This window comes from Nitrosomonas sp. Is24, assembly GCF_033063335.1.
Taxonomy (GTDB): Bacteria; Pseudomonadota; Gammaproteobacteria; order Burkholderiales; family Nitrosomonadaceae; genus Nitrosomonas.
Map to the genome: position 1 here is coordinate 1,360,541 of NZ_JAWJZG010000001.1, position 22,122 is coordinate 1,382,662.

Here is a 22,122-nt window from a genome sequence, read left to right on the forward strand (position 1 = left end):
TCATGGCGCAATTTTTTATTACCCGGCCGATTTTCGCATCGGTATTGTCGATCATTATCGTTTTAGCCGGATTGGCGGCGGCTACGCAATTGCCGATTGAACAATATCCGAAAATCACGCCGCCGACGGTTATCGTAACTGCCACCTTTCCGGGCGCAAATGCCGACACGATGATCAAAACGGTGGCTGCGCCGATTGAGGAAAAACTCAGCGCCATTGAGGGTTTGCTGTATTTCAGCTCGAGCGCGGATTCCAGCGGGCGGCTGACCATTACCATTACATTTGAAATCGGCACGGACATAGACCGCGCTACATTCAATGTCAGTAATGAAATCAACACGGCATTGGCGCGTTTGCCCGATGAAGTCAGACGCTCGGGTATTACCGTGCAGAAGCGCTCAAACGATCTGCTGCTGGTCTTTGCCGTGACTTCAAAGGATCCCAAACATACCACGCTGTTTCTGAGTAATTTCATCACCAATAACCTTCTCGATGATTTGCGGCGTGCAACCGGTGTTGGCGAAGCGCGGATTTTCGGTGCACAGGATTACTCCATGCGCATTTGGCTGCGGCCAGACCGGATGGCGCAGCTGGGCATCACCACCAGCGATATCGCGAATGCCGTCCGCACGCAGAATGCGCAGCAGGCCGTCGGTAAAATCGGCCAGGAGCCTGCGATTGCGGATCAGCAATTGGTCTATACCGTAACCGCAAAAGGCCGGTTACTGGAACCGGAAGAGTTTGAAAATATTATCTTGCGCTCGGACGGACCGCGCGGCGTGCTGTATCTCAAGGATGTGGCGCGCATTGAACTGGGCGCGCAGGATTATTCCGCGCAGACACTACTGAATGGTGAACCGGGTTTGGGGATTGGCATTTTTCTGCGCACCGGCGCTAACGCGCTGGAAACCGCCGCGGCGGTGAAAGCCCGCATGAACGAACTGAAGCATTATTTTCCCGAGGGGCTGGAATACTTTATTTCATATGACACCAGTGTATTTGTGAAAGCGTCTATCTGGGAGGTGGTGAAAACGCTGGGTGAAGCGATGTTGCTGGTGGTTTTGGTGGTTTATGTATTTTTGCAGAGCTGGCGGGCGACGTTGATTCCGGTTATTGCCATCCCGATTTCCTTGATCGGTACGTTTGCCGGATTGTGGTTGCTGGGGTATTCGATCAATACGCTGACGCTGTTTGCAATGGTGCTGTCGATCGGCATTGTGGTCGATGATGCGATTGTCGTGCTGGAAAATATCGAGCGGTTGATGTCGCAGGAGAATCTGTCTCCGATCGATGCCGCCATCAAGGCGATGCAGCAAGTATCGAGCGCGGTGGTGGCGATGACGATGGTTTTGGCGGCGGTTTTTATTCCGGTGGCTTTTCTAGGCGGTATTGCCGGTGAGCTGTACCAGCAGTTTGCCGTGACGGTCGCGGTTGCCGCTGTGATTTCCGGTATCGTGGCATTGACACTGACGCCAACACTGTGCGCGGTATTGTTGCGATCCTCTCATCAGCACTCGGTTTTTTTTAATTGGTTTAATGATCATTTTGAGCGTGTGCGCCGGTTGTATGTCGATATGGTCAGTTTGAGCCTGCGTCATTCCGGCCGGAGCATATTGCTGTTTGTGGTGATGATTGCCGGTCTGGCTTATCTGGTGAAAAATATTCCGGATAGTTTCGTGCCGCCGGAAGATCAAGGTTACGTGATTGCGGCGGTCATCCTGCCCGATGGTGCAACGCTGGCGCGGACCAGCAAGACGGCTAACGCCATCAGTACCGAGATGGGCAAGGAACCCGCCGTGGCTTTTCAGTTTGCCGTGAATGGACTGGATTTCATTGGTGGCGGTAATAAAACCAACGTATCGACCATGTTTGTGCGCTTGAAAGATTGGTCGGAACGCACAACGACTGCACCCGAAATAGTCAATAAGCTGTTTATGATCGGCGCACAGCAGCCGGATGGCCTGGCGATCGCGTTTAATCCGCCGGCGATACGCGGCCTGGGAAATACCGGCGGTTTTGAATTATACGTGCAGAGCCGTACCAATTCGGATACCGCGCAACTGGCGGGTGTCGTCAATGAGTTCATGCAGGCATTGAAGCAAGATCAAAGGCTGGCGACGGTGAATACTTTCTTGCGCTCCTCGGTACCACAATATTTTGTCGAAGTAGATGAAGCCAAAGCGATTACACAAGGTGTTTCCATTTCGGATATCTATGCCACGCTGCAAAGTACTATGGGATCATTTTATGTGAACGACTTCAACCGCTCCGGACGGACTTATCGCGTGCAGTTGCAGGCTGAAGCGCCTTATCGCATGACAGCGGAAGATTTGGGAAAAGTGTATGTGCGCGCGCAATCCGGGGCGATGATTCCCTTGTCGGCGTTGAGCAAGGTGAAACATATTGCCGGTGCGGAGCAATTGGAGCGGTTTAATGGATTATTGTCGGCCAAAATAGTCGGCAGTGCGACACACGGTGTCAGTTCCGGTGAGGCGATTGCGCTGGCTGAGCGTATTGCCGCCGAGACGCTGCCGGAAGGATATCAAATTGCCTGGACCGGTACCGCATTTCAGGAAAAGAAAATGGGTTCGGCGGCAATTTTCGCTTTCAGTTTGGCGGTGGTGATGGTTTTTCTGATTCTTGCGGCGCAATTCGAAACCTGGGCTTTGCCGCTGGCGGTCATCATGACGATTCCATTTGCGATGGTAGGCGCGCTGGTGGCGATTTTGCTGCGCGATATGCCCAATGATATTTATTTCCAGATCGGTATGGTGACGTTAATCGGCTTGACCGCAAAAAACGCCATTCTATTGGTTGAATTCGCTAGCCAGAAAATGAAGGAGGGCGTCAGTATTAAAGAAGCGGCGATTCAATCGGCGCAGTTACGTTTCCGGCCTATTGTCATGACGTCGATGGCGTTCATACTGGGCGTGGTACCTTTGGTGATCGCCACCGGCGCAGGTTCGGCGGCGCGCCAATCGATGGGAACCGGTGTTTTTGGCGGGATGATTATGGCCACTTGTGTGGCGACGATATTCGTACCGTTATTTTTTTCCTGGTTTGTGCGCAATCAGAAAAGCCTGCAAGCTGAAACCCGGCAGAATGCGGCGCGGCAACCGGCAACATTATCTTATAAACCCATCAAGAAGCCCCGGGAGTAGTTTATTGGCAGCGCTGAAACCGTAGGTGCCCCTGCGAACGGAATGCGAATTCGGCTACAATCGCACCTATGAATTTAAGCAAAACGAAAATACTGCAACCCATTCAGAAAAAACTGGGGAACACCAATATCATTCTGGTCGGTATGATGGGGGCCGGAAAAACGACTATTGGCAAAGCCTTGGCGAGTTCATTGGATAAGGAGTTCGTCGATTCCGATCATGAGATTCAGGAACGCACCGGGGTAAAAATTCCGGTCATTTTTGAGATTGAAGGTGAAGCCGGTTTTCGCAAGCGGGAATCGGAAGCGCTGCTTGAGTTGAGCCAAAAACGGAACATCATTTTAGCGACCGGCGGCGGCGCCATTCTGAATGCTGAAAACCGGCAATTACTGAAGCGCAGTGGCATTGTGATCTATTTACGCGCATCGGTTAACGATCTGTACCGGCGCACCCGCCATGATAAAAACCGGCCATTGCTGCAAACACAGAATTTGTACGCCCGCTTGAATGAGCTCTATGTGCAACGCGATGCGCTATATCGTGAAACCGCGCATGTCATCATCGACAGCGGAAAACAAGGTGTGCGCTTTTTAGTGCAAAAACTGATTAACAAATTAATATCGATTGATTTCAACACTATCATGCAAGGTGATCAGAGCAATATTATGCAAACCATTACGGTTGATTTTACTCCGTCAGCGGAAAAGCGCAGTTACCCGATTCATATCGGACACGGGATTCTGCAGCACATTGATTTGATCGTATCGTGCTTGCCGCAAAAGCGCGTTGCTATCGTCAGCAACTCCACCGTGGCGCCGCTCTATCTGGAGAAACTGCAAACCGCGCTGGAAAAGCAGGGTGTTCGCGCGATGCCGATTATTCTGCCGGATGGGGAGGCGCATAAAAACTGGGAAACGCTCAATATCATCTTCGATGCACTGTTAAAAAATCACTGCGAACGGAATACCACGATATTGGCGCTCGGTGGTGGCGTGGTTGGCGATCTGACCGGATTCGCAGCGGCGACTTATTTGCGCGGCGTGCCTTTTATTCAGATTCCGACGACACTGCTGGCGCAGGTGGATTCATCGGTGGGCGGTAAAACCGGCATCAATCATCCGCTGGGTAAAAATATGATCGGCGCTTTTTATCAGCCGCTGATGGTGTTGGCGGATAGTGCGACGTTAAATACCTTGCCCGATCGAGAGCTTCGAGCCGGGCTGGCGGAGGTCATCAAGTACGGCTTGATCCGCGATCCGGCCTTTTTCGATTGGCTGGAGCAAAATATGCACCGCTTATTGGCGCGCGACCCGGTGACCTTGAACGAAGCGATTCAGCGCAGTTGTGAGAACAAAGCGGAAATCGTCGCCGCGGACGAAAAGGAAAAGGGTATCCGCGCTTTGCTGAATCTGGGACATACTTTTGGCCATGCGATTGAGAACGGCATGGGATATGGCGTCTGGCTGCATGGTGAAGCCGTGGCAGCCGGTACGGTCATGGCAGCGGAATTATCCCGGCGCATGAAGCTGATCGGCGAAGCCGATGTTCAGCGCATCCGCAAGATTTTTATCCAGGCCGGATTGCCGGTTGTCGCGCCGAAAATGCCCGCGGAGAAATATTTGGAGCTGATGTTGCTGGATAAGAAAGTGGAATCTGGAAAAACGCGCTTTATCGTGCTCAATCGCATCGGTGAAGCGGTGATGCGCGCGGATATCGCAGCCGCCATTCTGAACGAAACTATCCTGGCTTGTATCGCGGAATGAGTCATCGGGTTGCTTATGCCGTGTCTTCTGAAAATTCGCGCGGGCGGGCGATTCATGAAGAATTGGCGAGCGGGCGCAGTGAGTTTCAGCGCGACCGCGATCGCATCATACATTCCGCCGCTTTCCGCCGTCTGGAATATAAAACCCAAGTATTCGTCAATCATGAAGGCGACTTGTTCCGCACGCGTCTGACGCATAGTTTGGAAGTGGCGCAGATCGGGCGCTCGATTGCGAGAAACTTGGGATTGAATGAGGATCTGGTCGAAGCCATCACGCTGGCGCATGATTTGGGGCATACGCCGTTTGGGCACGCCGGTCAGGATGCGTTGAACGACTGCATGCGCGATTTCGGCGGTTTTGAACATAACCTGCAATCCTTACGTGTGGTTGACGTGCTGGAAGAGCGTTATGCGGCTTTTGACGGTCTGAATCTCTGCTATGAAACGCGCGAGGGAATAATCAAACATGTGGCGAGGAAAAATATTCCCAAGCTGGGTTCATTAGGCGAACGTTTTTTGCAGCATAAAAGACCTTCGCTGGAAGCGCAGCTGGCCAATTTCGCCGATGAAATCGCTTACAACAATCACGACATCGATGATGGGCTGCGCTCCGGTTTAATCACATTGGAACAGTTGCAAGAAGTGTCGATTTTTTCGCGCCACTTGCAACAGGTGCAAGATAAATACCCCGTGCTGCCGGAACGCCGAATGGTTTATGAAACAATCCGCAGCATGATCAATACATTGGTCACCGATCTGACCCGGCAAAGCACCTGCAATATCAAGGATGCCGGTATCGAGGGGCTGGCCGATGTGCATGCAGCGCCGCCACTGATCGGTTTTAGCCAGCAGATAAAGCTGGAGCAGCAGGAGTTGAAGAAATTTTTGTTTGATAATTTGTACCGGCATTTTCGTGTCGTGCGGATGAGTAACAAAGCGCGCCACACGATCGAGCGGCTGTTTGCGGCATTCAGCACGGAAGTGCAATTGCTGCCGGTCAAGTATCAGAAAAAATTTGTACAGGAAGGACACCAGGCAATCGCGGATTATATTGCCGGGATGACAGATCGCTATGCGATCAAAGAATATCAGCGCTTATTTACCATCGCGGAAAGTTAATTTTTCAGCGTTTGTTAAAGTGCCGGCTGTCGCATTTGCCGGATTAGCAATATACGTGATCGCTATTCGCTGGTAATATTAACGATTGAAAAAAGGCCTGATTCTGGATAGAAGCAGCCTTTCAAAAGAAAGATAAAACATAGGCTTTTTAATGACAACACTCAAGAATGATACATTTCTACGCGCATTACTGAAACAACCCGTTGAATACACGCCTGTCTGGCTGATGCGGCAAGCAGGCCGCTATCTGGCGGAATATAACGCTACCCGGGCACGCGCCGGGGACTTTTTATCCTTGTGTAAAAATCCTGGATTTGCGACTGAAGTTACCCTGCAGCCGTTGGCTCGTTTTCCTTTGGATGCCGCCATATTGTTTTCGGATATTTTGACCATACCAGATGCGATGGGACTGGGGTTATATTTCGCCCAGGGCGAGGGACCGATGTTTAAACATCCTCTGCGCGAGGAAAAAGAGATTCGCGCATTGAAAGTTCCGGATCCTAATACGGATTTACGCTATGTCATGGATGCGGTTTCGGAAATCCGCAAGGCATTGGATAACCGTGTGCCCTTGATCGGCTTTTCCGGCAGCCCCTTTACATTGGCGTGTTATATGGTGGAAGGGCGGGGTGGTACGGAATTCCGTGAAATTAAAACCATGCTGTATCAGCGTCCGGAGTTGCTGCATCATATACTGGATGTGAATGCAAAGGCGGTGATCGCTTATCTGAACGCGCAAATTGAATCCGGTGCGCAGACGGTTATGATTTTTGATACATGGGGCGGCGCGCTTTCGCATGCGGCTTACAAGGAATTCTCGTTGCGCTATATCCAGCAAATTATTGCCGGATTGAAAAGGGAACACGATGGCGCGCGTATTCCCAGCATTGTGTTTACCAAGGGAGGGGGGCTGTGGCTGGAAGCCATTGCGAACATTGGCTGCGATGCAGTCGGATTGGATTGGACAATTGATATTGGCGATGCGCGGCGGCGTGTGGGCAATAAAGTTGCTTTGCAGGGAAATTTGGATCCGTCGGTGCTTTTTGCATCTCCGGAAGTCATCACCGCAGAAGTAGCAAAGATATTGGCCAGTTATGGCAACGGCAGCGGCCATGTGTTTAATCTGGGCCATGGCATTTCTCAGTTTACGCCGCCGGAAAATGCAGCAGCCCTGGTGGATGCTGTTCATACCTTAAGCCGTGAATTCCATGCGGTAAGAGGTTAACAAGAATTAAATCATTACTGCAGGTGGCTGTATGCATATACTGATTATTGAAGACGATTTGGCGATTGCCGCCAATCTGTATGATTTTCTGGAGTCCCGGGGGCATACGGCGGATGCGGCTGTCAATGGTGTAGCAGGACTTCATCTTGCAGTGACACAGCGATTTGATGCCATTCTGCTGGATCTGGGATTGCCCGGCATGAACGGTATGACGTTGTGCCGGAAATTGCGCCAGGAATCGCAGATCGATACGCCGATTCTGATGCTCACTGCTCGAGACACGCTGGAAGATAAACTGGCGGGCTTCGAACAAGGGGCGGACGATTATCTGATCAAACCCTTCGCGCTAAAAGAGGTTGAAGCGCGTTTGCTGGCAATGCATAAACGCTATGTCGGTAAAGTTGCTAACCGTACATTGGAATTTGACAAACTTTCTTTTGATCCTAAAACACTTTCCATTCGTTTTGAAAACAAAAACGTCAAGCTTCCGCCTAAGTGCATCCGTCTATTGGCCTTGATGATGAGCGAACCGGGTAAAGTATTCAGCCGGGAAGAACTCGAATTGGAGGCATGGGAGGATGTTCAGGAAACCAGCGATACGTTGCGTAGTCATATGCATATTTTACGGCGCGCACTGACCAAAGCTGGCGGATATGATCCTATTGAAACGGTTCATGGACTTGGCTACTGCTTAACTTCTCGTGCACAGATTTCCGATAGAACGTAGCCTGCGCTACCGTGTCGCTGTGGCATTGGCGACATTCAGTATTTTTACTGTAGGCACCTTGTGCATCATTCTTTATTTTGCTTCCGACAACATCGAGGAAGCGCATATTGAACAAGTGATTAAGATGGAAATGGATCATCTTGTTCAACGCTATCAAAAACACTCGGACTTTATTTCCCAGGTTGGTTCACATCTGAAGAGCTACGTCGTCCATAATATGGAGGAGGAGCTGCGGCTTCCCGCCTATTTGCGGGGGCTGAACCCGGATTATCATAAAATCTATTACGGAGTGGATGATTTTCATGTCTTAGTGCATGCCATCGGTGAAGTGAAGTTTGTGGTGGCCTATCGCATTACGTTACATAAGCAACGTTTGCAGGAACTCAGACTATTGATTGTGTTGTCATGGCTTGTCGTGGTTGCGATCGCTTTTTTTGTGGGTTATTTACTGGCCAGAGTGCTGGTTCAGCAAGTGACGGACTTGGCGGAGCGAGTCAATCGATTAGCCCCGGGTGATGTTCAACATGGGCTTTTGGCTCAACAGGATATGGACGAGGAAGTTGCCCAGCTTGCGCGAGCACTGGATGATTATCAGAATCGGATTAAACGGATGTTGCAGCGTGAACAAGAGTTTACGGCGAATATCAGTCATGAATTAAGAACTCCGATTACGACCATTCTGACCAGCTGTGAATTGCTGATCGCTGGCGCTGACATTCCAATTAAAGCCTACCATCGCGTGAAGATGATCGAAGCAGCTGCCGCCCGTATGGGGGAGCAACTGCAAGCTTTGTTGTTTCTAGCACGAGAGCAAGCGTTGGGTGTCATTGAAACTGTTGCTGTGGCGGAATGTGTTTATGACGCCGCAGATCCATTATGTGTCGAGATTGCCAGGAAAAACCTTACTTTTGAGGTTCTAATTGCGCCGGATGTTGTGCTGACGGTCAATCGTCAAGCATTACATACGACATTAATGAATTTGATTCGTAATGCTGTGCAATATACTCAGAAAGGTTATATCCGGATCGAATTTAATAATCGGCGGCTATCCGTTTCGGATTCCGGTATAGGAATAGAACCAGCCTATTTGCCGCTGCTCTACGAGCGGTTCTTCCGCGGTTCGACGCAAGGAGAAGGGCTGGGGATAGGGCTTGCGATTGTTAAGCGGATTTGCAACCACTACGGTTGGAGTATCGAAGTCGATAGCACGCCAGGAAAAGGCACGACTTTTCATATCATTTTTCCTTAATTATTTAGTAAATAACATTTCATTATCTTCACGATTTCTTCACATTTCCTGTGTTAACGTTTCCGTGTGAAAGGCAATTCACTCACGGGTTTCCAGATCTAAGACGTGCGCTACTTGTGTCACAGATTTCCTAGATTCTTACTTTTTGTAAAATCTCGGTTTTAACGAAATGGATTTCCCCAAGAAACCTCACGGTTTCCTGGAATATTTGTTGCGTTTTTAATCTGCGGCATCTTCTTGGATGCTGTTTGTTAAAGATTTTTATAAACTATATAACTAATAAATAGGGAGTGTTGAATGACTACTATACAACCAGTAGTTTTCTTTTTTGTTGCGGGGGTCTTGGCAGGTGTCATTAAATCTGACTTGAAAATCCCCGAAGCGCTGTATAAGAGCTTAAGTCTTTTTCTGTTAATCGCTATCGGTTTTAAAGGTGGCGTATCAATGGCTAAGTACGAGATTATGGAAGTACTACCCATTGCCGCTTCTATGGTTGTTTTAGCAGCATTGATTCCTTTAACCGCATATCCGATTTTAAGATTCCTTGGTAAATTCACCCAGGCGGATGCAGGTGCTATATCTGCACACTATGGTTCGGTGAGTGCGGTAACTTTTGCCGTGGGTGTGGCTTTCCTGGCGGCGAAGGACGAGCCTTCCGAAGGTTATATGGTTCTCATCATGGCGCTGATGGAGATTCCTGCACTGGTAACCGGTACAGTTTTGGCGCGCGCGGGTGCTGGCGGTGAAAAAACCCAGTGGGGCAAGTTGATGCACGAAATTTTGACCGGTACCAGTCTTTATCTATTGATTGTTGGCGTACTGATCGGTTATTACGCAGGCGTGGTTAAGCTGGTGTCACCGTTGGATAAAATGTTCATGGATTTATTCATGGGCGTTTTGGCATTTTTCCTGCTGGAAATGGGGCTGCTCGCAGCAGCACGGTTGAAAGCGGTGGTTGACAAAGGGATTTTTATTGTAGCATTTGGTATTCTGTTTCCATTAACAGCCGGAATGTTTGGCGCCTATTTGGGTTGGATATTCGGTTTGTCAGAAGGTGGTACGATGTTGCTGGCCGTGTTATATGCCAGCTGCTCTTATATCGCCGCTCCCGCAGCGATGCGCATTGCCGTACCGGATGCCGATCCTGCGTTGTCGATTGGCGCTTCTTTGGGCGTGACCTTCCCCTTTAACATCTTTATCGGTGTACCGATTTACTGGGAAATGTCGCATTGGTTCCATGGCATTGCAGTCTAAAAACTATTGCCGTTTATTTAATAATTATCTGACTTTTCGGGAAAAAATATGAATAATTCAATCGCAATGAAACGATTCGAGATTGTTGTTGGTATTGAACAACTTGAACAATTGACGGAATTGTTAGAAAAATGCTCAGTGCGCGGTTACACTGTTCTTAAACAGGCTGGTGGGCTCGGATCACGTGGTGTACGCGATCCTGGCGATGTTTTGATGGAACAGGAGAACGTGATGGTTGTTCTTGCCTGTAAAGACGAGCAAGCACAAAAGATTGCCAGTGAATTGAGACCTGTGCTGAAAAGCTTGGGTGGCATGTGTCTGATCTCGGATTGCCTGTGGCTTGAAGGACCGGCTGTTTCTTATTAGTTGTTGATGTTTTTTGTATAGATTCACTGTTTAGTTTCTGTAATACACGCAAAAAAATCTTGCGTGTATTACAGTCCTCTGAGTTTTTTTGCAAAATAATGGTAGAGTAGTTGCAGCAACCATTATCAAGGCAGTTCCTCTGCACACTCTCTGCATGCAAAAAAATACACCACTGCTATTGCGTATCATCCGCCTGACTCATTTACTACTGCACGTTATTTCAGGCTTATTGCAATCGATTGTTTATCCCTATTTTCCTTTATCGATTCAACGCACCATGATGCAACGCTGGGCGACTGGATTATTGTCCACTCTTGCGATCCGGTTGCATTGCCACGGTAGATTACCTACGGCGGATATGCCGAGGGTATTGTTAGCAGCTAATCACGTATCCTGGCTGGATGTTTGTGTTTTGATGGCGGCATGCCCGACTCGTTTTGTCGCCAAAGCCGAAATTAGCCGCTGGCCTGTCTTAGGCTTGCTAAGCCGGAATGCCGGTACACTGTTTATCGAACGTGCAAAACGGAGCGATACGCTGCGTATCAATCAACAAATCAGTGATGTGCTGGATAAGGGAGAGCGAGTAACGATATTTCCTGAAGGCACTACAACGGATGGCACACAGATCAACCATTTTCATGCCTCATTGCTGCAAGCGGCTGTCACTGCGGATGCCATGCTGTATCCGGTTGCAATTGGCTATCGCAATAGCTTCGGCGGTATTTGCAAGGAAGCCGCTTATATCGATCCCTCATTGATTTTGTCGTTGCAAAAAATTCTGAGTCTTACAAGTATAGATGTAGAGCTGACATTTGATTCGCCGATTCCCTGCGGCATGAAAAACCGGCGGGAATTGGCGCGTTTGTCTGAACAAGCGGTTGCGAATGCTTTATCGCTGCCTATTGCGCACAAGGAATCTGAAAAACTTTCCGGTCTTCCAATCGGATAGCGGACAACTGACCTCCCCATACACAACCACTATCCAATGCGATTAAATGATCCGTGATGTGCAGTCCTAATCCGGACCAATGGCCGCAAATGATGGTGGTGCTCTGACTGATCCGGTGCGGTACGCTGAACCATGGCATATAGCCGTCCGGAATGGATTGCAGATTACCTTTAAAAGCGAAATTCATCCGCCCGTCCGGCGTGCATACGCGCATGCGTGTCATTGCATTGATGATGACCCGAAGCCGGATATAACCGGTCCAATCGTCTTGCCAGTAATTGGGCTCGTTACCGTACATCCGTGCGAATAGCTCATGGTGATCGTCGTGACGTAACGCAGTTTCAACTTCACGAGCAAGTTGTCCGGCTTGTGCAATAGACCACGATGGCAATAATCCGGCGTGCACCATGGCATACTGGTCTTCAACGTGAAATAATTTTTGCTGCCGCAGCCAATGCAACAGCTCATCACGGTCAGGTGCATCGAGAATCGGTTGAATCGTGTCGCTGGGGTGATTTCTGGCCATTCCCGCCGCAACCATGAGCAAATGCAAATCATGATTGCCGAGAACCATGCGTATCGCATCGCCGGCCTGTTTGATATAACGCAACAATGACAGTGAACCGGGGCCGCGATTAACGATATCGCCTACCAGCCAAAGTTTGTCCTGGGCGGGATTAAAGCGGATAACTTCGAGCAGCCGTTGAAATTCAGTGAAGCAGCCTTGTAAATCACCGATTGCATACGTTGCCATGAAAATAGCGGTACAGAATGTTAACGCAAACCCAGTACATCCTGCATATCGAACAAACCATTGGGCTTATCGGCAAGAAAACGCACGGCGCGCAATGCGCCCATAGCAAAAGTCATCCGGCTGCTGGCTTTATGGGAAATTTCCACGCGTTCACCGATACCGGCAAACATGGCGGTATGATCACCGACAATATCGCCGGCACGAATAGTCGCAAATCCGATGGTCTCCGGTTTTCTTTCGCCGGTTACGCCTTCCCGGCCATACACTGCCACTTTACTTAAGTCTCGTTTCAATGCATCGGCGATGACTTCACCCATGCGTAACGCGGTACCGGATGGTGCATCCACTTTATGGCGGTGATGCGCTTCGACGATTTCAATATCGTAGCCTTCATTGAGCACTTTCGCGGCGATTTCCAATAATTTGAAAGTAACGTTCACACCGACACTCATATTGGGGGCAAATACGATGGCGATATCTTGAGCGGCTTGTTGCAGTAAAGCTTTTTCTTCCGGCGAGAAGCCGGTGGTGCCGATCACCATTTTTACACCCGCTTCCCGGCACACGGAGAGATGGGCAAGGGTACCTTGGGGGCGCGTGAAATCGATTAAATGATGGCAACTTCTCAGGGCTTGCGCATAATCGCTGACAATAGAGACGCCGCAATGCGCGCCGATTAACTCGCCGGCATCCTTATTCAAATAAGGGCTGTCAATTCTCTCCAATGCGGCTGCAAGCTGCATATCGGGTGCTTGTGTCACGGCTTCCAGCAAAGTGCGGCCCATGCGGCCGGAGCTTCCGGCAATAGCGATTTTTTGCGTAATCATTTTTTGCAATATTTTGATAATTAAGGTTTTATAGAGACTGTGCTGGGTACGTTACAAAGATCGTCATCATCGTCGGGTACCATTTCTTTTTGTCCGGCTTTTTGCTCTGTTTTTGCTTGAGCCGGTTTGGGTTTTATGGGATCTGGAGAACTCGCTAAGTAATTTTCAATACTGGATAAGTTATCATCTACAAAGAAAAGAGTTACCCGTTTTTGTTCAACGAGATCACCATGCTTACGAAAAAGATAAACATAATCCCAACGATTGTCACGGAAGGCATCCATGATGAGCGGGGATCCTAAAACAAAAAGCACTTGGGATTTGGTCATGCCGGGTTTTAGTTTTTCCAGCATTTCTTCTGTCACAACATTACCTTGCTGCACATCTATTTTATAGAGAACATGAGGAAGCAATGAACATCCTGTCAGCAGCAAGAAAGCGATCAATACGGAAAATTTTGCAACCATTTTGTTGATATTATATGTTTCCAAAGTGAACACAGCATATGATACAGTAAATAATTTTCCAGGCAGAGATAACCATGGGTAACTTCGACGATCTGAAAAGTATTGATCTCAAAAATATTGGTCTTAAAACAACACTGCCCAGACTTAAAATATTAAATTTATTTGAGCAAAGCAGTGTGCGTCATCTGTCGGCGGAAGATGTGTATAAAGAGCTGATCAGCGAAGGCGAAGATATTGGTTTGGCTACTGTCTATCGCGTTTTGACACAATTTGAGCAAGCCGGATTGTTGGAGCGGCATCATTTTGAAAGCGGTAAAGCCGTGTTTGAGCTGAAAGGAGATGGCCATCATGATCACTTGGTATGTCTGCAATGTGGCCGCGTAGAAGAATTCTACGATGCTGAAATTGAGAAGCGGCAGATAGCCATAGCGAAAGAACGCGGTTTTACGCTGCAAGAGCACTCGTTGTCACTTTATGCGGATTGTACGAAGCAGAACTGCCCGCACCGAAAATAATATGATACCAGCGGCCATTCCTCATCACTTGAGAAATCTATTTCATTTCGTGCAAAAGCGCAGCTGGCGGAAAACAGGATGGGGTGCGGCATTCATAATGTTAACGTGCACACAGCCGGTCTATGCCGATGACAGCGGTTTTGGCGAATGTATTGCCCGAATGAAATCGCAAGCGCGCCTGGAAGGTATTTCCGATAACACAGTCAATCAAGTGCTGAGTAAGGTCAAACGTTTACCACGTATTATTGAGCTGGATCGGCGCCAACCCGAATTCACGCAAACATTTGCAAATTATTTCACGACCCGGATCAACGAAGAGCGCGTACAGCGTGGCCGGGATTTGTATGCCAAACATCATGTTTTGCTGAATCAGATTCAACGGGAAAGCGGTATTCCGGCACAATTCCTAATTTCCTTCTGGGGACTGGAAACCAGCTATGGCGGTCATTTTGGCGATTGGTCAGTGCTTGATTCACTGGCGACGCTGGCTTGTGACACGCGCCGGAGCACCTTTTTTACTCAAGAGCTGCTCAACGCCATGCGGATTGTCGATGCGGGCGATATCACCGCGGAACGCATGATCGGTTCCTGGGCAGGTGCGATGGGGCATATGCAATTCATGCCATCGACTTTTTTGCGCTATGCCAAGGATGTCGACGGAGACGGACGGCGCGATCTATGGGGCAGTATTCCCGATGCGATGGGATCCGCGGCCAATTTTTTGCAGCAGTTAGGCTGGGTTCCCGGTTTAAATTGGGGGCAAGAAGTGCTTTTGCCGCGATCCTTTGATTATTCGCTCGCTGGGCGGGATCAAATGCTGAGTTTGGAAGAGTGGACAAACTTAGGAGTCACGACGACTTCGGGAGCGCCATTGGCGCCGTCGGCACAAAAAGCAGCGTTAATCATTCCTTCGGGTTATCAAGGCCCTGCATTTCTGGTGACCAAGAATTTTTATATCATCATGCGTTGGAACCGTTCCGAGTTTTATGCGTTATCCGTTGGACACTTGGCGGACCGCATCGCGGGTGCGGCTCCTTTATTCCGCGCGCCACCGGTGGATTCGGCAAAAATATCCCGGGAACAAGTGCGTCAGCTTCAAATGGATTTAACCACGCTGGGAATTGATGCCGGAGAAGCCGATGGCATATTAGGTTCAGCCACCCGCAAGGCAATCAGTCTTTTTCAACAGAAAACGCAACGTATTGCGGATGGGCATTTGGATGCGGGAATATTGATTGCCGTTCGCGAAGCGGCTAGCATCGGATCGCGCTAAAGCGCTCAACAAAGCGGATTGCAATTTCTTATCGAGTAGTGCTGCGGTTTAAGCCAGTAAGTGCTTGATCGCTTCTTGTTCGGCAACGAGTTCCTGATAACTTTTTTGCATTCTTTCCCGGTCCGATGGACTGATTTCCAATCCCTCGACAATTTTATATTGACCGTTTTGACAGGTCACGGGAAAACTGTAGATGACGCCTCGTGGTATATCGTAGCTGCCATTAGAGGGCACACCCATCGATACCCAGTCTCCTTCCCGGGTGCCAAAAATCCAATCCTGCATGTGATTGATAATGGCATTGGCCGCGCTAGCCGCGCTGGACTTGCCGCGGCGCGCTTCAATAATGGCTGTGCCCCGTTTTTGCACGACCGGAATGAAATGATTTTCTATCCACGAAGGATCGGTAATTAAAGAGGAAACACTAGTGTTCCCAACGGTGGCATGGCTTAAATCAGGAAATTGCGTATTGGAATGATTTCCCCATACGATCATTCGTTTGATATCCGATACCGGCACGTGAAGTTTTAACGCGACTTGCGACAACGCGCGATTGTGATCCAGTCTCAGCATCGCGGAGAAGTTGTTTGGATTGAGATCAGGGGCGTTTTTTATCGTGATATAGGCATTCGTGTTGGCGGGATTGCCAACGACCAATACTTTGACATCACGTTTTGCAGCAGCATTAAGTGCCCTGCCATTTTGGATGAAAATGGGACTGTTGGCTGCCAGCAGATCCTTGCGTTCCATATTTTCCCCGCGCGGACGTGCGCCCACGAGCAAAACAATATCCGCGTTATTGAATGCGACTTCGGGATTATCCGTGGTGACAATTCCGCTTAGCAACGGAAAAGCACAGTCATATAACTCCATGACGATACCATCAAACAATGGTTGTGCGTCGGTAATGTCATGTAATTGCAGAATAACCGGCTGATCTTTGCCAAGCATCTCGCCTGCTGCAATGCGATATAACAGGTTATAACAAATCTGTCCGGTTGCGCCGGTAACAGCAATTCGAATAGGCGGTTTCATTTTTTTCCAATCCTCGAAAAGCCACCAATAAGACTGGAAAATTGGCGGTATATGGGGAAAAGTGAACGGAATTATACTTGCAATCAGAGTCTCGCGGAAGAGCAAGTTTGTTTATGAAAATAAGATTGCGATAGCGTGTTGATTGCATAACAGAATAGTAAGTGGCAACCAGTCCGGCCAAAGTTGCATCGTAGGATTCGACGCGTAGCTTATGTGGTATGACCTATTCTATTCGCACTCGTTACTTGCATCATGGCAAGCATTGCGTATGATGCGAAAGTTCATAAATTTATTAGGAGATGTCATGGCAGATACCAGCTTTCCTTCCGCGATAGCGACCCCCGCGGCTACAATCGATGAAGTGATCGTGCAGCTAACTGCCATCGTTGAGTGGTCGAAACAGAATAATTCCCGCATGGGCTACTTTGCTGCTCTATACCGTAAGGTCACGATACAAGTGAAGCAAGGGATTGCAGAAAACTACTTTGATGACGGTCCGCGCATGGAACGTCTCGATGTGATCTTCGCCAACCGTTACATTCATGCATGCTATCTATACCAGACTGGGCAAACACCGACAAAATCCTGGATACGCGCATTTGAGGCGACGCAACATTGGTGGCCGATTGTGTTACAGCACTTGCTGCTCGGCATGAATGCACATATCAATCTGGATCTGGGGATCGCCGCGGCGGAAACCGTACCGCCAGGAGAATTGCAAAACCTCAAAGGGGATTTTGAGAAAATCAACCAAGTATTGGCGAGTTTGGTTGGCGGTGTGCAAAGTGAACTGGCGGACATATGGCCTATTCTGGGGTTGCTCAATCGCTTTCTCGGCAGTGTCGAAACCGCCATCATCAACTTCAGCATGGAAAAAGCGCGCGATGCCGCCTGGTCATTCGCGGAAAAACTATCGCCTTTGTCCGAAGTGCAGCGTAAACAAGCTATTGTTGAAAAAGATGTCATGATGGCATTGTTCTCAAACGTGATTTCCCACCCGGGTTTTTACGGATCACTGATTATCGGCATCATTCGCCTGGGCGAACGGGGAACAACGCGTCAGCGCATTGAAATTCTGGAATGATGCGCCGGTGTGTGTTCAAGACTATTTGCAGCTAATGAAGGATAATAATTCAAAGCGAAACAGCAGCCATCTGCTTAAATCTTATTGCCTAATACAGGAGCCATCCCATGAAAATAATCTTTACCGCTATTGGTAGCATTTTAATACTGTCTTCCTGCGCGTGGGTGCAAGTCACACCGCAAGGCGAGGGTGTGCGCCTGGTGCAATCGGCTAAAGCGGTCGAACCCTGCAAACGGCTGGGGAAAGTGAATTCAAAAGTAATCAGCCGTGTCATATTCAGCCGCGACGCAGACAAGGTAGCCGAAGAATTGGCCGACCTCGCGCGCAACGAAGCGGCATTGATGGGAGGCGATACGATCATCCCTATTTCGGAAATTGGCGATGGCAGACGCAGTTTTGCTGTTTATCAGTGCTTCCAACCCAAACGCACGGATATGAATTAACTTCATTTTGTGGCCCGAAGAACAAGTGGTTGTCCCGGATACGTTGCATGATTGCGCGTTGATCCGGACTTGTAAAGGATGGATTTCCAATAAAAAGGTCAAATGGATAATGAAATCCATTTGACCGGGAAATAGCTTCAGCTTTATCTGCGATAAGTTGAAGCGCTGAGCAGAAGAGGAAGAAAGGAGATTCGGTTCTGCATTCTAGCCATTGCAGTATCCAATAATTGCTCCCCGATGTATGTGATTTTTGCCACAGCGATGCGCAAGCATTCGTCAGTTAGATGAATACCATAATACGGAACTGAAATTATGCTTGTCGGCCGAGCCGCAATGGAAGTATGCCTGTCGCGCGAAACCACAGTCACATTCAATTGGGTGTATTGCGCTGTGTTTTTTACCATACCAGTGGTGCTCGTTGAGTGTGCCTGGATTACCGGGAAAAATAGATTCTCGTTCATACTGCGTTACCTTCTCATTCGATAAACTGATGCCTTCCTATACACAATCATTCAATAGCCACATAGAGAGGTTAATCATGAAATCGATGTGCTACAAAGGTGTTGCACTCATGCTTTTGCTGATGGTTACATCGATACCGCAGCCGGGTTTTGCCGGACCCTTTCTGATGGTCGCTGAAGGCTATGTCTATGGCCAACTCAGCAATGTGCGTCAAGAAAGAAGTATTAACCAGGTTTACGTTGGAGAAATTTCACTCGGGCATGAGAGTTTTTCGAATATCGGTTCAACGCATTTGTGGCAATTCTGTTTTGAGAAAAACCGGTATGAGGAAATTGAAAGTTTTATCGGTAAGAATGTGGTCATTGAGTTTAAATTTCCAAAAAGCAATGATTTGTTATCTTGTGTACAACCTAATGAATTACTGGAAATTTACCTGGTCGATCAGGATTCTTCATGGGAGCAGAAGCATTTTATTGGCGATATCCATACTTCCGATCCCGAGGTGTCACGCGGAGTCAAAATCGGCAGAATTACCAATCTGACCAAAAATAAGAATATGAGCCGGATTTATTATATGACGATGCAGATTGGCCGCGGCGGTAGTAACTTTCATCAGTTCATGATCGATGATCACGATCTGTATGATTTTGCGATCAACGCATTAAAAAATGCCGCGTTGGTGAAAGTACATTACAGCGATCGCAGATCATACGGAAATGCCTACGGATTAGGTCTCAGATCGATTGTTGCGGAAATCGAAGTCATCGATCGATAAACTCGATAGGTCAATGGAGTGGATTGCGGTTTTTTATGCGGCACAAGTTGGTTATTCTCATGCGCCCGTTTTATAATCCGCGCATCGCAACTAATCTAATCTTTCTGGATGAACGGAGCAAATGCAAATAGCTGAGCACTGCGTCCAATAACGTATGAATCCAAATCTGAATCTACTGCAACCTTATCCATTCCAGAAACTGCGGCAACTATTTGACGGCGTGACACGTAATGCGGCACTAAAACCCATTGAGCTGCAAATCGGCGAGCCGAAACATGCAACACCCGGTTTTATCCGCCAGGCATTGGCGGGTAATCTGGATGGTTTGTCGACTTATCCGACGACATTGGGGATACCGGCGCTGCGCAATAGTATTGCGGCATGGGCCAAGCGGCGTTATAACCTTGCAGGAATCGACCCGGAGACTGAGGTCATTCCGGTCAACGGCAGCCGCGAGGCGCTGTTTTCTTTTGCGCAAACCGTGATCGATAGCAGCAACGCCAAGCAACCGGCGGTGGTTTGCCCTAATCCGTTTTATCAGATTTACGAGGGTGCTGCATTTCTGGCGGGCGCTGAGCCGCATTTTATTAACACCTTGCCGGAAAATCATTTCAAGCTGGATTATGGTCAATTACCGGAGGCGGTATGGTCGCGCACGCAATTGATTTATGTGTGCTCACCCAATAATCCGACCGGCAGCGTGATGACGCTGGACGATTGGCGGGCGCTATTTGCATTGTCGGATCGTTACGGTTTCGTGGTGGCTTCGGATGAGTGCTATTCGGAGATTTATTTCGATGAAAAGAACCCGCCACTCGGCGCGCTGGATGCAGCGCAGCAATTGGGGAGAACCGGTTTTCCTCGCTTAGTGGTGTTTAATAGCTTATCAAAACGCTCGAATGTGCCGGGATTGCGTTCCGGTTTCGTGGCTGGGAATGCGCAATTGCTGGAAAAATTCCTGCTGTACCGCACCTATCATGGTTCGGCGATGAATCCGGCGGCTCAAGCAGCCAGTGCGGCAGCATGGGGCGATGAAGTGCATGTCATAGAAAACCGCCGTTTATATGCGCAGAAGTTTTCCGATGCCATTGTGGTGTTATCGGGTACAACCGAAGTGCAAATGCCGGATGCGAGCTTTTATTTGTGGATTAAAACACCGATCAGCGATACCGAATTCACCAAACGGTTGTATCAAGATTATAATGTGACGGTGCTGCCGGGCAGTTTTCTGGCGCGTGACGCGCATGGTGTCAATCCGGGGAAAGATTTTGTGCGCATTGCGCTGGTTACGTCACCGGAAGAATGCATTGAGGCCATGGAAAGAATTAAGCGTTTGTTGCAAACACTATGATTCGACAAAGTTGAGAATTAAATTACAGGAAAAATTAAATGACGAATGAATTGCAGGCCACTATTGAAGAAGCTTTTGATCGCCGTGCGGAGATTACTCCGCGTAATGTCGATGCCAAATTGAAAGAATCGGTTACTCAAGTTCTTGCGATGCTGGATGGCGGTAAATTGCGCGTGGCTGAGAAAATCAGTGGCGAATGGGTGACGCATCAGTGGTTGAAGAAAGCAGTGCTGTTGTCATTTCGCATCGAAGACAATAACTTTATCAAAGGCGGTTTTTCCAATTATTTTGACAAAGTACCATCGAAATTCGCGGATTACAGCTCGCGGGATTTCCGTGATGGCGGTTTCCGTGTTGTGCCGCCTGCTGCCGTGCGTAAAGGCTCGTTCATCGCCAACAACGTTGTGTTGATGCCGTCGTATGTCAATATCGGTGCGTATGTCGATGAAGGTACGATGGTCGATACCTGGGCTACGGTTGGTTCGTGTGCGCAAATCGGTAAGAATGTGCATTTATCCGGCGGTGTCGGTATCGGCGGTGTATTGGAGCCAGTGCAGGCGAATCCGACGATTATCGAAGATAATTGTTTTATCGGTGCGCGTTCGGAAGTTGTGGAAGGCGTTATTGTCGGTGAAAACTCAGTGATTTCGATGGGTGTTTACATTGGCCAAAGCACAAAAATTTATAACCGTGAAACCGGCGAAGTAAGCTATGGCCGTATCCCGCCCGGATCGGTTGTCGTCTCGGGCAATTTACCCGCTGAGAATGGAAAGTACAGCTTGTATTGCGCGGTGATCGTCAAACAGGTAGACGCCAAGACCCGGTCAAAAACGGGTATCAACGAGTTGTTGCGTGGTATTTGATCTGATTAAAGATTCCAATAGAACACAATAAAAAATCCCCGTTCAGGGGATTTTTTATTGATAGGTATTTATCTGATAGTCACTTGGTTGTCGACTTTTTTCACGCCGTCCACGATCCAGGCGTGCATGTTGATGCGCGTGACTTGATCTTCGTTACTGACAGCGCCTTTTAAGGCGACATTGCCGTCTTGTACTTTGATATCGATGTTGGCGCCTTGTAACACAGGATCCGATTGTATCGCCTGTGTAATGCGCGCGAAAATGGTCGAATCGTCATAAACCGGGCCGGACGGCGGTGTGATCCAGGATTCGTGTGTTTTTTCGGCGTAGTTTTCACAGCCGATCAATATAATCATACTTATCAAGAGTATGATTAAAGTGAATAAATGAATGCGCATTTGCATAATGTTTCTATCCTATCGATGATTTCCTGAAATTAAATTCGAGTATTGTTAAATACG

The 22,122-nt window shown here is 48.6% G+C and carries 21 protein-coding genes and 1 pseudogene; 17 read left to right on the top strand and 5 right to left on the bottom strand.

What is annotated here, in order from left to right; translation table 11 throughout:
• Positions 1 to 2 precede the first annotated feature (2 nt).
• The 10 genes and pseudogenes from R2103_RS06105 to R2103_RS06150 all read left to right on the top strand — a co-directional run bounded on the left by R2103_RS06105 (position 3) and on the right by R2103_RS06150 (position 11,812).
• On the top strand, positions 3 to 3,161 hold the full coding sequence (locus tag R2103_RS06105; protein WP_317530608.1) for a multidrug efflux RND transporter permease subunit: 3,159 nt from the start codon (positions 3 to 5) through the stop codon (positions 3,159 to 3,161).
• Positions 3,162 to 3,307: 146 nt separating this feature from the next.
• A pseudogene (locus R2103_RS06110) lies at positions 3,308 to 3,766 on the top strand (shikimate kinase); the annotation flags it as partial.
• Positions 3,767 to 3,826: 60 nt separating this feature from the next.
• Complete coding sequence (gene aroB, locus R2103_RS06115) at positions 3,827 to 4,924, top strand: 3-dehydroquinate synthase (protein ID WP_317532063.1); 1,098 nt, start codon at positions 3,827 to 3,829, stop codon at positions 4,922 to 4,924.
• Complete coding sequence (locus R2103_RS06120) at positions 4,921 to 6,042, top strand: deoxyguanosinetriphosphate triphosphohydrolase (RefSeq protein ID WP_317530609.1); 1,122 nt, start codon at positions 4,921 to 4,923, stop codon at positions 6,040 to 6,042. Before aroB ends, R2103_RS06120 begins: the two co-directional genes overlap by 4 nt.
• A 151-nt stretch (positions 6,043 to 6,193) precedes the next feature.
• A complete protein-coding gene (hemE, locus tag R2103_RS06125; protein WP_317530610.1) occupies positions 6,194 to 7,267 on the top strand; it encodes a uroporphyrinogen decarboxylase in 1,074 nt (357 codons plus the stop codon).
• 31 nt (positions 7,268 to 7,298) lie between these two features.
• A complete protein-coding gene (locus tag R2103_RS06130; protein ID WP_090449262.1) occupies positions 7,299 to 7,994 on the top strand; it encodes a response regulator transcription factor in 696 nt (231 codons plus the stop codon).
• Positions 7,969 to 9,243: a HAMP domain-containing sensor histidine kinase gene (locus R2103_RS06135; RefSeq protein ID WP_317530611.1), complete on the top strand. Its 1,275-nt coding sequence runs from the start codon at positions 7,969 to 7,971 to the stop codon at positions 9,241 to 9,243. Before R2103_RS06130 ends, R2103_RS06135 begins: the two co-directional genes overlap by 26 nt.
• 297 nt (positions 9,244 to 9,540) lie before the next feature.
• A complete protein-coding gene (locus tag R2103_RS06140) occupies positions 9,541 to 10,497 on the top strand; it encodes a sodium-dependent bicarbonate transport family permease (protein WP_317530612.1) in 957 nt (318 codons plus the stop codon).
• Between the two features lie 48 nt (positions 10,498 to 10,545).
• The gene (locus R2103_RS06145) at positions 10,546 to 10,863 is read left to right on the top strand and encodes a P-II family nitrogen regulator (RefSeq protein WP_317530613.1); all 318 of its coding nucleotides are present in this window, start codon (positions 10,546 to 10,548) and stop codon (positions 10,861 to 10,863) included.
• A 154-nt stretch (positions 10,864 to 11,017) separates the two neighbouring features.
• On the top strand, positions 11,018 to 11,812 hold the full coding sequence (locus tag R2103_RS06150; RefSeq protein ID WP_317530614.1) for a lysophospholipid acyltransferase family protein: 795 nt from the start codon (positions 11,018 to 11,020) through the stop codon (positions 11,810 to 11,812).
• Here the strand turns inward: R2103_RS06150 and R2103_RS06155 are convergent.
• The 3 genes from R2103_RS06155 to R2103_RS06165 are packed head-to-tail and all read right to left on the bottom strand — an operon-like array spanning position 11,763 to position 13,884.
• Entirely contained in the window at positions 11,763 to 12,566 is an 804-nt protein-coding gene (locus R2103_RS06155) for a symmetrical bis(5'-nucleosyl)-tetraphosphatase (RefSeq protein ID WP_317530615.1), read from the bottom strand. The genes R2103_RS06150 and R2103_RS06155 overlap by 50 nt on opposite strands.
• 20 nt (positions 12,567 to 12,586) lie before the next feature.
• On the bottom strand, positions 12,587 to 13,393 hold the full coding sequence (gene dapB / locus R2103_RS06160; protein WP_317530616.1) for a 4-hydroxy-tetrahydrodipicolinate reductase: 807 nt from the start codon (positions 13,391 to 13,393) through the stop codon (positions 12,587 to 12,589).
• Between the two features lie 20 nt (positions 13,394 to 13,413).
• Positions 13,414 to 13,884, bottom strand: coding sequence for an outer membrane protein assembly factor BamE (locus R2103_RS06165; RefSeq protein WP_317530617.1), 471 nt, complete (start codon positions 13,882 to 13,884; stop codon positions 13,414 to 13,416).
• 50 nt (positions 13,885 to 13,934) lie between these two features.
• Between R2103_RS06165 and fur the strand changes: the two genes are divergently transcribed.
• Both fur and R2103_RS06175 read left to right on the top strand, forming a co-directional pair.
• Positions 13,935 to 14,375: a ferric iron uptake transcriptional regulator gene (fur, locus tag R2103_RS06170; RefSeq protein ID WP_090316694.1), complete on the top strand. Its 441-nt coding sequence runs from the start codon at positions 13,935 to 13,937 to the stop codon at positions 14,373 to 14,375.
• 97 nt (positions 14,376 to 14,472) lie between these two features.
• Positions 14,473 to 15,648 (top strand): lytic murein transglycosylase, encoded by a 1,176-nt coding sequence (locus R2103_RS06175; RefSeq protein WP_317530618.1) that lies wholly within the window; start codon positions 14,473 to 14,475, stop codon positions 15,646 to 15,648.
• A gap of 48 nt (positions 15,649 to 15,696) precedes the next feature.
• On the opposite strand, the gene R2103_RS06180 is transcribed toward R2103_RS06175, so the two are convergent.
• Positions 15,697 to 16,683 carry a malate dehydrogenase gene (locus tag R2103_RS06180; RefSeq protein WP_317530619.1) on the bottom strand — a complete coding sequence of 329 codons (987 nt, stop codon included), beginning with the start codon at positions 16,681 to 16,683 and terminating at the stop codon, positions 15,697 to 15,699.
• Positions 16,684 to 16,987: 304 nt separating this feature from the next.
• On the opposite strand from R2103_RS06180, the gene R2103_RS06185 reads away from it, so the two are divergent.
• From R2103_RS06185 to dapD, 5 genes are all read left to right on the top strand, one after another.
• Positions 16,988 to 17,767: a DUF5995 family protein gene (locus R2103_RS06185; protein ID WP_317530620.1), complete on the top strand. Its 780-nt coding sequence runs from the start codon at positions 16,988 to 16,990 to the stop codon at positions 17,765 to 17,767.
• A gap of 107 nt (positions 17,768 to 17,874) precedes the next feature.
• Positions 17,875 to 18,210 (top strand): DUF4156 domain-containing protein, encoded by a 336-nt coding sequence (locus R2103_RS06190; RefSeq protein ID WP_317530621.1) that lies wholly within the window; start codon positions 17,875 to 17,877, stop codon positions 18,208 to 18,210.
• A gap of 538 nt (positions 18,211 to 18,748) precedes the next feature.
• On the top strand, positions 18,749 to 19,447 hold the full coding sequence (locus R2103_RS06195; protein WP_317530622.1) for a hypothetical protein: 699 nt from the start codon (positions 18,749 to 18,751) through the stop codon (positions 19,445 to 19,447).
• 154 nt (positions 19,448 to 19,601) lie between these two features.
• The gene (gene dapC, locus R2103_RS06200; protein WP_317530623.1) at positions 19,602 to 20,798 is read left to right on the top strand and encodes a succinyldiaminopimelate transaminase; all 1,197 of its coding nucleotides are present in this window, start codon (positions 19,602 to 19,604) and stop codon (positions 20,796 to 20,798) included.
• A 38-nt stretch (positions 20,799 to 20,836) separates the two neighbouring features.
• Positions 20,837 to 21,661 carry a 2,3,4,5-tetrahydropyridine-2,6-dicarboxylate N-succinyltransferase gene (gene dapD / locus R2103_RS06205; RefSeq protein WP_317530624.1) on the top strand — a complete coding sequence of 275 codons (825 nt, stop codon included), beginning with the start codon at positions 20,837 to 20,839 and terminating at the stop codon, positions 21,659 to 21,661.
• 68 nt (positions 21,662 to 21,729) lie between these two features.
• On the opposite strand, the gene R2103_RS06210 is transcribed toward dapD, so the two are convergent.
• Entirely contained in the window at positions 21,730 to 22,017 is a 288-nt protein-coding gene (locus tag R2103_RS06210; protein WP_317530625.1) for a BON domain-containing protein, read from the bottom strand.
• Between the last annotated feature and the right edge of the window lie 105 nt (positions 22,018 to 22,122).